General features: G+C 62.8%; 10 protein-coding genes. 5 read left to right on the forward strand and 5 right to left on the reverse strand.

Annotated features, from left to right (window positions below; translation table 11 throughout):
* Window positions 1-125: 125 nt before the first annotated feature.
* The 5 genes from QD356_RS12255 to QD356_RS12275 all read left to right on the forward strand — a co-directional run bounded on the left by QD356_RS12255 (window position 126) and on the right by QD356_RS12275 (window position 5,181).
* A complete protein-coding gene (locus QD356_RS12255; protein ID WP_192837496.1) occupies window positions 126-689 on the forward strand; it encodes an FxsA family protein in 564 nt (187 codons plus the stop codon).
* 629 nt (window positions 690-1,318) lie between these two features.
* Window positions 1,319-1,612: a co-chaperone GroES gene (locus tag QD356_RS12260; protein ID WP_043331438.1), complete on the forward strand. Its 294-nt coding sequence runs from the start codon at window positions 1,319-1,321 to the stop codon at window positions 1,610-1,612.
* A 57-nt stretch (window positions 1,613-1,669) separates the two neighbouring features.
* Complete coding sequence (gene groL, locus QD356_RS12265) at window positions 1,670-3,316, forward strand: chaperonin GroEL (protein ID WP_192837495.1); 1,647 nt, start codon at window positions 1,670-1,672, stop codon at window positions 3,314-3,316.
* A gap of 353 nt (window positions 3,317-3,669) precedes the next feature.
* On the forward strand, window positions 3,670-4,488 hold the full coding sequence (locus QD356_RS12270; protein ID WP_192837494.1) for an RNA methyltransferase: 819 nt from the start codon (window positions 3,670-3,672) through the stop codon (window positions 4,486-4,488).
* A gap of 489 nt (window positions 4,489-4,977) precedes the next feature.
* Entirely contained in the window at window positions 4,978-5,181 is a 204-nt protein-coding gene (locus tag QD356_RS12275; RefSeq protein WP_043331440.1) for a hypothetical protein, read from the forward strand.
* A 255-nt stretch (window positions 5,182-5,436) separates the two neighbouring features.
* On the opposite strand, the gene rpsA is transcribed toward QD356_RS12275, so the two are convergent.
* The 5 genes from rpsA to serC all read right to left on the reverse strand — a co-directional run bounded on the left by rpsA (window position 5,437) and on the right by serC (window position 12,686).
* Window positions 5,437-7,116, reverse strand: a complete 1,680-nt coding sequence (gene rpsA, locus QD356_RS12280) for a 30S ribosomal protein S1 (protein ID WP_043331442.1) — start codon at window positions 7,114-7,116, stop codon at window positions 5,437-5,439.
* Window positions 7,117-7,422: 306 nt separating this feature from the next.
* Window positions 7,423-8,142, reverse strand: coding sequence for a (d)CMP kinase (gene cmk / locus QD356_RS12285; RefSeq protein ID WP_192837493.1), 720 nt, complete (start codon window positions 8,140-8,142; stop codon window positions 7,423-7,425).
* Complete coding sequence (locus QD356_RS12290; RefSeq protein ID WP_131433164.1) at window positions 8,139-10,370, reverse strand: bifunctional prephenate dehydrogenase/3-phosphoshikimate 1-carboxyvinyltransferase; 2,232 nt, start codon at window positions 10,368-10,370, stop codon at window positions 8,139-8,141. The genes cmk and QD356_RS12290 overlap by 4 nt, the downstream gene beginning before the upstream one ends.
* A 68-nt stretch (window positions 10,371-10,438) precedes the next feature.
* Window positions 10,439-11,578 carry a prephenate dehydratase gene (gene pheA, locus QD356_RS12295; protein WP_192837492.1) on the reverse strand — a complete coding sequence of 380 codons (1,140 nt, stop codon included), beginning with the start codon at window positions 11,576-11,578 and terminating at the stop codon, window positions 10,439-10,441.
* 13 nt (window positions 11,579-11,591) lie between these two features.
* Complete coding sequence (serC, locus tag QD356_RS12300) at window positions 11,592-12,686, reverse strand: 3-phosphoserine/phosphohydroxythreonine transaminase (RefSeq protein WP_054555590.1); 1,095 nt, start codon at window positions 12,684-12,686, stop codon at window positions 11,592-11,594.
* Window positions 12,687-12,710 lie beyond the last annotated feature (24 nt).

A 12,710-nucleotide genomic window follows, 5' to 3' on the forward strand; every position in this document is an offset into this window, starting at 1 on the left:
CCATCAGCCGCTCATCAGCCGCTCATCAGCCGGCCATGAGCCCGATTCGACTGTTCCCCATCCGGCGGCTGGTTTACCCTTGACGCATTGGCGCAACCTGCCATTTACCTGCTTCGGGAGAGACGATGCCCATACTGTTAGTGATTACCCTGTTCGGGTTATTGGATTTCGTGGTGCTGTTCAGCCTCGGCAGCCAGATCGGCCTGCTGCCGACCCTGGCGCTGGTGCTGATCACCGGCGCCGTCGGCCTGCATCTGATTCGCCGCGAAGGTCGCGCGACACTGGTGCGCGCCCAGGAACGCCTGCAACGTGGCGAGATGCCTTCCGGCGAGCTGATGGAAGGCGCGGCACTCATCTTCGGCGGCGCCCTGTTGATGGCGCCGGGCTTTCTGTCTGATGCCTTCGGCCTGCTGTGCCTGCTCCCCGCCTCACGGGGACTGTTGACGCGCGGCCTGAGCGGCAATGGCACGATCGCGCGCTTCTTCAAGGGCCGCTTCTCTGCTACGGGAACCTCGCGCAGCACCCGCACGGGTGACTGGGAAGCCGACGCCCGTGCTGACAGCGCATCACGCAGCGGTGGCTATCAGCAGCACGCAAGTGAAAACCATGCAGGGCAGCAAGGCAGCAGCCAGCAGACCGGCGAGCCGCTGGAAGGCGATTACATCAGCCGTGACGAGCCGCGCCTCTAGCGCCTTGTCACGCACAAGCACCACGCGCAATCGTCTGCTTGAGAACCATGTTTGAAAGTCATGTTTGAAAGCGATGGGCCCGGCACTGGAACACCAGTCCCGGGCCTTTTTCATTCGCGATATCTCGCCTCACAGGCCCCATCACGCTGCCCTGTCCAGCCTTGGCCTGTACCCCCCCCTTCCCTACCCGCCCGCCTGTCACTGGCAGAGTTCGCGCTCTGTGAGCTGCCCGACCTAACCCTTGCGCCTTGCAACAAGACTCACCCTGGCCGCTGACCACCCTCTGGCGTCTTGTACCAATGGACACCGTCTGGAGGCTGCCAGCTATATGCCAACGGTGAATGGCTCGGATACACTCAAGCCGTTGATTCATCTAGCGGAACCTTGCGGAAGACAGGCTGCACCCAGGGTGCGTAGCTTTCATGCGACGCACAAGATGCGCCGATTTGAAATTTTTTTATGATCGCCTACTTGAAAGCTGTCCCCCCGCCACCATAAAACCGGTGCAATGGATAACGGCCACGCCCCCAGCGGCGGGGCCCAACACTCGGTAGGCAACCCCATTGAACGCCAGACTCACCGACAAAGAACGGGGGCTGGCGGGATTTACCATCAGGAGAACGTGAGCAATGAACATTCGTCCCTTGCACGATCGCGTCGTGGTTCGTCGCGTGGAAGAAGAACAGAAAACTGCAGGTGGCATCGTTCTGCCCGGCAGCGCCCAGGAAAAGCCGACCCGTGGCGAGATTCTCGCTGCCGGTAACGGTCGCATCCTCGAAAACGGTGAAGTTCGCCCGCTGGACGTGAAAGTCGGCGATACCGTGATCTTCAAGGATGGCTACGGCGTCGAGAAGCAGAAAATCGACGGCGAAGAGGTGCTGATCATGAGCGAGAGCGACATCCTCGCCGTGGTGGAAGGCTGAGTTTCAGCTTTTTCGGGTTCCAACGCTTCGACTTACTGATTAAAGGTAGAGATAAACATGGCTGCAAAAGACGTTCGTTTCTCCGATGATGCACGCAAGCGCATGGCGCGTGGTGTCAATGTCCTGGCCGACGCGGTCAAGACTACCCTCGGTCCGAAAGGCCGTAACGTGGTACTGGAAAAATCCTTCGGCGCTCCGACCGTCACCAAGGACGGCGTTTCCGTCGCCAAGGAAATCGAGCTGAAGGACCGCTTCGAGAACATGGGCGCCCAGATGGTCAAGGAAGTCGCTTCCAAGACTTCTGACGTGGCTGGCGACGGCACCACCACCGCCACCGTGCTGGCTCAGTCCATCGTCAACGAAGGCCTGAAAGGCGTGACCGCGGGCATGAACCCGATGGACCTGAAGCGCGGCATCGACAAGGCCGTCATCGAAGCCGTCAAGGCCGTGCGTGAGCTGTCCGTGCCGTGCACCGACACCAAGGCCATCGCCCAGGTCGGCACCATCTCCGCCAATGGCGACTCTCGCATCGGCGAGATCATCGCGGAAGCGATGGAGAAGGTCGGCAAGGAAGGCGTCATCACCGTCGATGAAGGTCGTGGCTTCGAAGACGAGCTGGAAGTGGTCGAAGGCATGCAGTTCGATCGCGGTTACCTGTCTCCGTACTTCGTCACCAACCAGGACACCATGGCGGTCGAACTCGAAGACCCGTATATCCTGCTGGTCGACAAGAAGATCTCCAACATCCGCGAACTGCTGCCGGTGCTGGAAGGCGTTGCCAAGTCCGGCAAGCCGCTGGCGATCATCGCCGAAGACATCGAAGGCGAAGCGCTGGCGACTCTGGTCGTCAACACCATGCGCGGTATCGTCAAGGTCGCTGCCGTCAAGGCACCGGGCTTCGGTGACCGTCGCAAGGCCATGCTGCAGGACATCGCTGTCCTGACCGGTGGCACCGTGATTTCCGAAGAAGTCGGCCTCAACCTCGAACAGGCCAACCTGGACCACCTGGGCACCGCCAAGCGCGTGACCATGTCCAAGGAAAACACCACCATCATCGATGGCGCCGGCAACGAAGGCGATATCGAAGCACGCGTTGCCCAGATCCGCGCTCAGATCGAGGAAACCTCATCTGATTACGACCGCGAGAAGCTGCAGGAACGTGTCGCCAAGCTGGCCGGCGGCGTTGCCGTCATCCGCGTCGGTGCTGCCACCGAAGTCGAGATGAAAGAGAAGAAGGCTCGCGTCGAAGACGCCCTGCACTCCACTCGTGCAGCCGTCGAGGAAGGCGTCGTGCCTGGCGGTGGTACTGCCCTGGTTCGCGTGCTGGGTCAGCTGGTCGACCTGAAAGGCGACAACGAAGATCAGACTCACGGTATCGCCATCGCACTGCGTGCCATGGAAGCGCCGCTGCGTCAGATCGTCACCAACGCCGGTGAAGAAGCCTCTGTCGTGCTCAACAACGTCAAGGCTGGCGAAGGCAACTACGGTTACAACGCCTCTACCGGCGTCTACGGCGACATGTTCGAGATGGGCGTGCTGGACCCGGCCAAGGTGACCCGTTCTGCACTGCAGTCTGCGGCCTCCATCGGCGGTCTGATGATCACCACCGAATGCATGATCGCTGAAGATCCGGAAGATAAGGCCGCTGCCGGCGGCGACATGGGTGGTATGGGCGGCATGGGTGGCATGGGCGGCATGATGTAAGCCAGCCTCACCCCACGACTCACCCGTCGTGACCCGAACCGCTCCTGCGCAAGCAGGGGCGGTTTTTTCATGCCTGTCATTCGGCGAGCGCTGCGAGTTCCATGCGGTGAGCAGCGCGAGACCCATACAGTGAACGCCGTGGCCCTCATACGGTAAGCGCCGCGGCTCTCGGCACCTGACGCCTCCCGCTCACCACGCTACACTAGGCGCCACTTTTTGCCGCGACCCGAGACATTGCGCCTGGTGATGACAGTGCATCGAGGCTGACGATGTATTGAGGCTGAAATGCATACGGTCACGACCGACGACGCCAACCGCTCAGGCCGCGCGCCTCGCTTGCCCAGGACCTTCTCATGACTGATACCCCCGCCGCTTCCCCGACCACTAGCGCCCTCGACAATGTTCGTGTCGTGCTGGTGCAGACCTTCCACCCTGGCAATATCGGCGCCACCGCTCGCGCCATTCTGACCATGGGCATCAAGGACCTGGTGCTGGTCAATCCGCGCTGCTTCCCCGACGAGGAAGCGACACGCATGGCCAGCGGCGCCGCGGAGCTGCTGGAAAATGCGCGCGTGGTCGAGCGCCTGGAAGACGCCGTCAATGACTGCCAGCTGGTCATCGGGGCCAGCGCTCGTCTACGCAGCGTCCCGCTGCCCCACTTCGATGAGCCACGCGAGATGGCGGCGCACGCCATGGATATCGCGCGCGATGGCAAGGTGGCGCTGGTATTCGGCCGCGAGCGCTTCGGACTGACCAACGAGGAGATCGCCTGCTGCACGCATCAGGTATCGATCCCCACCAATCCGGACTACGGCATCCTCAACGTCTCACAGGCCGTCCAGGTGCTGGCGCACGAGTGCCGCAGTGCATGGCGCCTGACGCTCGACAAGCCTCAGGAGGCGCCTGTCGCGCGCCGTGAGGATGATCAGCTGCCGACCCGCGAACAACTCGGCTACTTCCATGAGCATCTCGGTCGCGCCCTGCAGGGCTCCGGCTTCCTCAACCAACCCCACTCCCAGACCGAAGAGCGGCTGCGCGCCCTGTTCGCGCGTGCCGAGCCGACACGTCGCGAGCTCTCCATCCTGCGTGGCATGCTGTCCAATCTTGAGCGTCAGACGGCAGCGGCGAACGCTGGCACAGGCAGCGAGCAGAGCGATCACGAGGCGCCCTGAGTCGTGCACGGCCGTCCCTTCATGTACTGAGGCTCGGACTGCTGCTACTTGGCACTTGCCACTTCGCAACAGCCTGTCAGCGCAACGTCATCCTTCTGACACGGATCAAGGTGCACTGTAGACCTTCCGCTATGCTTGATAGGCAAGACGTCAGGCACCGCAGAACCCGTCACACAGCCTAGGTATAGAAATACGGGTATAGAAATACCGGTATAGAAATACCGGCATAGAGATACGGCACAGACCCATGCAGTAGCTGCAGCCCAGCAAGGAAGTCACGCGCGAAGGCTGCAGTGTCAGGCAAAGGCTCCTTTGCGACCTTGAGACCTGCCATGCAGGTCGAGAACTGCCGCAAGAGCAGGCAGAGACGCCGCCACGCCAACACACGAAGGGTCATGACAGGCCAGCGTGGCGACGCACCTCGAGACACCCACAAGAAGAGCCGACCCTGATCCCATCCACGACCATGGACTCACGGAGCGCCTTTACATGACTCAGACAGCCGCACGACAGACTCAGACCCCGGACGCGGAACAGCTGGCCAGCGACATCCACCAGCTGGAAGCTCGCCTGCTCAAGACCGACCCGACGCAGGAACCGACGCTCTACCGCAGCCTGTACTGCACGATCTCGCTACGCCAGATGCAACTGCTGGCCAAGGTCAGTCAGCCCGCAGCCTCGCAAGCGCACTGAACGACGCCAGATGAGGTGGTTGGCAGGTGGCGACTGGTAATGACAAGCAACGACCAACAATGACCAGCAGCCACCCGTAACGACCAGGCATGAAAAAACCGCCACCCCGAAGGGTGGCGGTTTTTTTCGTTCCCGCATATGACATGCGCCTCATGCAGGATACCGATTCGGAGACGCCGAGGTGACTACCAGAGGCATGTCACCTCAGCGTGGATCCGGACACCCCACCTCACGAGGAGGTGGAGTGTCTCGGGATCACTCCTGACCCAGCTGCTGCTTGATCAGATCACCGATGGTAGTCGGGCCGTTGCTCTCGACTTCCTGGGTACGCGGCTTGGCAGCATCGCGACGCGGTGCTTCAACCTGGTCCTTGGACTTGACGGACAGGTTGATCAGGCGGCTCTTGCGATCCACACCGACGATCTTGGCTTCGACAGCATCGCCGACGCTCAGGACGTTGCGTGCGTCTTCGACACGGTCAGCGCTGATTTCAGAAGCCTTCAGGATAGCGATGACGTCAGTCGCCAGCTCTACCTGAACTTCCTTGGCATCGATGTCGACAACACGACCGGACACGATAGCGCCCTTGTCGTTGACGGCCAGGTACTCAGAGACCGGATCGCTCTCGAGCTGCTTGACGCCCAGAGAGATGCGCTCACGTTCCGGATCGATGGACAGGATGACCGCTTCAGCTTCTTCGCCCTTCTTGTAACGACGCACGGCTTCTTCGCCAGCTTCGTTCCAGGAAATGTCGGAGAGGTGAACCAGGCCGTCGATGCCGCCTTCCAGACCGATGAAGATACCGAAGTCAGTGATTGACTTGATGGTACCGGAGACACGGTCGCCCTTGTTGTGCTTGCCGCTGAAGTCTTCCCACGGGTTGGTGGTGCACTGCTTGATACCCAGGGAGATACGACGACGCTCTTCGTCGATGTCCAGAATCATCACTTCCACGTCATCGCCGACATTGACGACCTTGGACGGGTGGATGTTCTTGTTGGTCCAATCCATTTCGGACACGTGGACCAGACCTTCGACGCCCTCTTCCAGCTCGGCGAAGCAGCCGTAGTCGGTGAGGTTGGTGACGCGTGCGTTGATCTTGGCGCCTTCCGGGTAGCGAGCCTTGATGTTGACCCACGGATCTTCGCCCAGCTGCTTGAGACCCAGAGACACACGGTTGCGCTCGCGGTCGAACTTCAGCACCTTGACATTGATCTCGTCGCCGACAGCAACGATCTCGGACGGATGCTTGATGCGCTTCCATGCCATGTCGGTGATGTGCAGCAGGCCGTCAACGCCGCCGAGGTCGACGAAGGCGCCGTAGTCGGTCAGGTTCTTGACGATACCCTGAATCTGCTGACCTTCCTGCAGAGTGGCCAGGAGGGCTTCACGCTCAGCGCTGTTCTCGGCTTCGAGGACGGCACGACGAGACACGACAACGTTGTTGCGCTTGGCGTCGAGCTTGATGACCTTGAAGTCCAGTTCCTTGTTCTCGAGGTGGGCGGTGTCGCGCACAGGGCGGACATCGACCAGAGAACCCGGCAGGAAGGCACGGATGGTGTTGATGTCGACGGTAAAGCCACCTTTGACCTTGCCGTTGATCACGCCCTTGACGATCTCGTCTTTCTCGAAGGCGGCTTCCAGCTCTTTCCACGCTTCGGCACGCTTGGCCTTCTCGCGGGACAGGCGGGTCTCACCGAAGCCATCTTCCACGGCTTCCAGTGCAACCATGACTTCGTCGCCGATGCTGATGGACAGCTGGCCACTTTCGTCACGGAACTGTTCAGACGGAATCTGACCTTCAGACTTCAGACCGGCATTGACAGTGATCCAGTCGCCATCGATATCCACGATGGTAGCGGACACGATTGCGCCCGGCTCCATGTTGATGTCCTGGAGTGACTGTTCAAATAAATCAGCAAAGCTCTCGCTCATGGTATTCCTACATGATCAACGTTTGGGGCGGCTTGCACCGCAGTCTCCGTACCACCAGCAAGCACGGGCCATATCTACATATCCCCGGGGGCGTTGACGCTGGTTCGAGATACACCGGCTTTCCGCTTGCCGCCGATGCACCCCATGACACCTTGCCGGGGGGTTGATGACACCTCGGTGTCATCTGGGTTCTGCATCATCACTCGCGAAGCGAGCGAAACCCGCTGCTGCCCGACCCTGAGGCCGTATTGCAACAGCAGGCGATCAATCCGTTTTTCTGACGACTTACAGGCTGAGACTCGAGTCTCAGCGCGCCGCTACCAGGCCGTATTCGACCAGCAGCTGCTGGATGCGTTCGATCACCTGGTCGATGTCGAGATCCGTCGTATCGAGGATCACGCCGTCGTCTGCAGGCTTGAGCGGGGCGACTGCCCGGCCCATGTCACGCGCATCGCGCGCCTGTATTTCTGTCAAAAGGCTCGAAATATTAGCATCGACACCCGCTTCCTGCAACTGGGCATGACGACGACGCGCACGTTCCTCGGCGCTTGCCGTCAGGAAGATCTTGAGCGGCGCACCGGTGAAGACCACCGTGCCCATGTCGCGACCATCGGCCACCAGGCCCGGCGCACGCGCAAAGGCACGCTGGCGCGCCAGCAGTGCAGTCCGTACGCGCGGCTGGGCCGCGATGATGGAGGCATTGTTGCCGACCGACTCGAGACGGATGTCACGGGTGACGTCCTCGCCTTCCAGAATCACGCTGGTGGCGTCGCCTTCGGCGTCAAACTGCACATCGAGGTGCTCGGCGATGGTCGCCACGGCGTCCTCGTCTTCCAGCGCCACGCCATGACGCTCGGCGGCCAGTGCCGTCAGGCGATACAGCGCACCGGAATCCAGCAGATGCCAGCCCAGGTTCGCCGCGACCAGACGACTGATGGTGCCCTTGCCTGCCCCGCCGGGGCCATCAAGGGTCAACACCGGCGCGTCGCAGATCTGGCTGTGATGAGGTGTCGCTTCCCCGCTCATGAAGCCTCCTGGCCGGGTGCCACGGCACCGAGGTTCTCGACCTGCATGCCGACTTCAGCGGCCAGCGCCACGAAGTTCGGGAAGGAGGTCGCGACATTGGCGCAGTCGTCGATCAGGATCTCGCCCTGGGCGCGCAGCGCCGCGACACTGAAGGCCATCGCGATGCGGTGATCGCCGTGGCTGTCGACCAGACCGCCACCGTAGGCGCCGCCACGGATATCGATACCGTCCGCGACCACTTCGTGCTCGACGCCGATCTGCGCCAGACCATCCGCCATCACCTGGATGCGATCGGACTCCTTGACGCGCAGTTCCTCGGCGCCACGCAGACGGGTCATGCCCTCGGCGTTGGCGGCGGCGATGAACAGTGCCGGGAATTCATCGATGGCCAGCGGCACCTGGTCTTCCGGAATGTCGATGCCCTTGAGCGGCGCATAACGGATGTGCAGATCTGCCACCGGCTCGCCGCCGACTTCGCGCTCATTGGAGACGCTCAGGTCGGCACCCATCGCCTTGAGGATGTTGATGACGCCGATGCGCGTCGGGTTGATGCCGACGTGCTCCAGCACCAGATCGGAGCCCGGCGTGATGGCCGCGGCGACCAGGAAGAAGGTCGCGGAGGAGATGTCGGCCGGCACGTCGATCGGGCAGGCTTCGAGGCTGCCGCCACCGTTCAGCCACGCCTCGGCGCCCTGACGCTCGACCTTGTAACCGAAGCCATTGAGCATGCGCTCGGTGTGGTCACGCGTCGGCGCCGGCTCGATGGCACGCGTCTCGCCTTCGGCGTAGAGACCGGCCAGCAGCAGGCACGACTTGACCTGAGCGGACGCCATCGGCATCTCGTAACGGATGCCCTTGAGCGGCTGACCACCGTGGATACGCAGCGGCGGACGGCCGTTGTCTGCGGTATCGATCACCGCGCCCATCTCGCGCAGCGGATTGGCGACGCGGTCCATCGGACGCTTGGTCAGCGAGGCATCACCAGTCAGCTCGGTGTCGAAGGCCTGACCGGCCAGCAGACCGGCGAACAGGCGCATCGCGGTGCCGGAGTTGCCGACATACAGCGGGCCCGGCGGCTGCTTCAGGCCGTTGAGACCCACACCGTGAATGGTGACACGACCCTGATGCGGGCCTTCGATGACCACACCCATGTCGCGGAAGGCCTGCAGCGTGGCCAGGCTGTCTTCCCCTTCCAGGAAGCCTTCGACTTCGGTCACGCCGGTCGCCAAGGCGCCCAGCATGATGGAGCGATGCGACATGGACTTGTCGCCCGGCACACGAATGCGCCCCTGAACCTGCCCACCCGGCAGTGCACGGTACCGCACGTTCTGCTGTTCCATGGTCTGATAACTCGTCTGTTTCAAGAGGGTATTGAAGTAGTGTCGGGCGTGGCTTGCGCGGGTGAATATCCCCAGCATCGCCTCACCATCGCCCGCGGTCACGGCAGCGCGCACCCGCGCTACCCCGGCCTCGAATTCATCCAACGCCTCCAGCACCGCATCGCGGTTGGCAAGATAGACGTCGCGCCACATCACCGGGTCACTGCCCGCGATGCGCGTAAAATCACGGAAACCGCCCGCCGCGTAGCGGAAGATCTCCAACCGCTCATCCTGGCGCGCCAGGCTGTCGACCAGCGAGAACGCCAGCAGGTGCGGCAGGTGGCTGGTGCGCGCCAGCACTTCGTCGTGGCGCGCCACGCTCATGCTCAGAAGCTGAGCGCCACATACCGACCACATGGCCGCCACGCGCGCCACGGCCTCGGCATCGCTGTCCGGCTCCGGCGTCAGGATCACCTTGTGATCGCGATAGAGCTCGGGATTGGACGCCGCGACACCGCTCTTCTCGGACCCGGCGATCGGGTGACCGAGCACCAGATTCGGCGGCATGCGACCGAAGACGCCGAGCGCCGCATCGCGGATCGCGCCCTTGGTGCTGCCGACATCGGTGATGACGGCGTCATCATCCAGCAACGGCGCCAGTTCGGCCATCACGCTCTGCATCGCCATCACCGGCACGCACAGCACGATCAGCGAGGCACCCGGCACCAGCGCCGCCAGTTGCGTGCTGCCACCGTCGATCAGCCCCATGCGCTGACCGAGGCAGATCTCGTTGGAGTCACGATCACAGGCGAGAATCTCGCCGCGATGGCCCGCCGCGCGCAATGCAGCCGCCAGCGAGCCACCGATCAAGCCCAGCCCGACCAGCAGGATACGCCGCTCACCGGCCAGGCGCTCCGCTGACGGCAGCGAGGACAACAGGTCTGACGGCTCAGCATGGCGCGTGTGGTCAACCTCGCTCACAGCACACCGACCGGGTAGGACCCGAGCACCTTGACGTCCGCCGCGCACTGGCGCAGCTCTTCCAGCGTCGCCGTGATGAGCGGGTCATCGCGGTGGCCACGGAAGTCGATGAAGAAGACGTAGTTCCAGGCACCGGAGCGTGACGGACGCGTCTCGACGCGGGTCAGGTCGATCTGGTGACGGTGGAACGGCGCCAGCAGGTCGTGCAGTGCCCCCGGCTGGTTGCGCATCGCCACCACGATGGAGGTCTTGTCATCGCCGGACGCCGGCACCGAGCTGTCACCGATGATCAGGAAGCGCGTGGAGTTGTCGGGGCTGTCCTCGATCTTCTCCTCGACCTTCTCCAACTCATAGAGCTTGGCCGCCATGTCACCGGCAATCGCCGCACTGTGCCACTCGGTGCGCACCTGACGCGCGGCCTCGGCATTCGAGGACACCGCGATGCGCTCGGCGTGCGGGAAGTGGGCATCCAGCCACTTGCGGCACTGGGCCAGCGACTGGGCGTGGGAATAGATGCGTGAGATCTTCTCGCGACGCGTATTCGGGCCCACCAGCAGGTGATGATGAATGCGCAGCACCACTTCGCCGGAGATCTTGAGCTGCGAGCCCATGAACGAATCCAGCGTGTGGTTGATGACGCCCTCGGTGGAATTCTCCACCGGCACCACACCGTACTGCACCGCGCCAGCCTCGACTTCGCGGAACACCTCGTCGATGGCGGCCATCGGCTTGGTCACGGCGCTGTCACCGAAGTGCTTGAGCGCGGCCTGCTGGGTGAAGGTACCCTCCGGGCCGAGATAGGCCAGGCGGATCGGCTGTTCCAGCGCCAGACAGGCGGACATGATCTCGCGGAACAGACGCGCCATCTCCTCGCCTTTCAGCGGGCCGGGGTTGTTGGCCATGATGCGACGCAACACCTGGGCTTCGCGCTCCGGACGGTAGAACTGCACCTGGTCATCCTCGCCCACGTCACCGGCCGCCAGCTTGACCTCGGCGACCTGCTGCGCGCAGCCCGCACGCTCGCTGATCAGGTTCAGCAGCTCGTTGTCGATGGCGTCGATGCGCTGACGCAGGTCGTCCAGCGTCACCGCCTTGCCCGCCGCCTGCGGCACAGGGCTTTCCTTGGAATCCGACATCTCACCTCCTCCCTTAGCCGTGACGGCGCGCGAAGTCGCCCATGAAGTCCACCAGCGCAGTGACGGCAGCTTCCGGCACGGCGTTGTAGAGGCTGGCACGCATGCCACCGACGCTGCGGTGACCGGCCAGATTCAAGAGACCCGCCGCTTCGGACTCGGCGAGGAAGGTCTTGTCGAGACGGTCATCGGCCAGCACGAACGGCACGTTCATGCGTGAGCGGTTCTCGGTGACGATCGGGTTGGAATAGAAGTCGCTGCCATCGATGGCCGCGTAGAGTGCCTGCGCCTTGCGATCATTGATCGCGTTCATGGCGGCGAGGCCACCGACCTCGTCCTTGAGCCACTCGAACACCAGCCCGGAGAGATACCAGGCGTAGGTCGGCGGCGTGTTGAACATGGAATTGGCCTCGGCGGCCGTCTTCCAGTTCAGCATGGTCGGGCAGTCCTTGCGGGCACGATCGAGCAGGTCTTCGCGCACGATGACCAGCGTCAGACCCGCCGGACCGATGTTCTTCTGGGCGCCGGCATAGATGACGCCGAAACGGCTGACATCCAGCGGGCCAGACAGGATGGAAGACGACATGTCACACACCAGCGGCACGCCATCCGCTGCCACCTCGGGGATGTAGTCGAACTCGAGGCCGCCGATGGTCTCGTTGGCGGTGTAGTGCAGATAGCCCACATCGCCCGAGAGCTGGATCGCGTTCTGGCGCGGCACGGCGATCAGGCCATTGCTCTCGCTGGAGGCCGCCACGTGGCTGCCCACCGCCAGATGCTCGGCTTCCTTGATCGCCTTCTTGCCCCAGATACCGGTATACAGATAGTTGGCACTGCCGCCCGCGCCCAGCAGGTTCAGCGGCACACCCGCAAACTGGGTCGAGGCGCCACCCTGCATGAACAACACGCGATAGTTGGACGGAATCTCGAGCAGTTCGCGCAGGTCCGCCTCGGCCTTCTCGGCGATGGCCACGAATTCGTCGGAGCGATGACTCATCTCCATGACGGACAGTCCGCGGCCCTGATAATCCAGCATCTCGGCGCGGGCGCGCTCCAGGACAGCGGTCGGCAGTGCAGCAGGACCGGCGCAGAAGTTGAACTTGCGTGTCATGTCGTCTTATTTCCCGAAAGTGAA

Origin of the sequence: Cobetia sp. 2AS (assembly GCF_029846355.1) — a bacterium.
Classification (GTDB): Bacteria; Pseudomonadota; Gammaproteobacteria; order Pseudomonadales; family Halomonadaceae; genus Cobetia; species Cobetia amphilecti.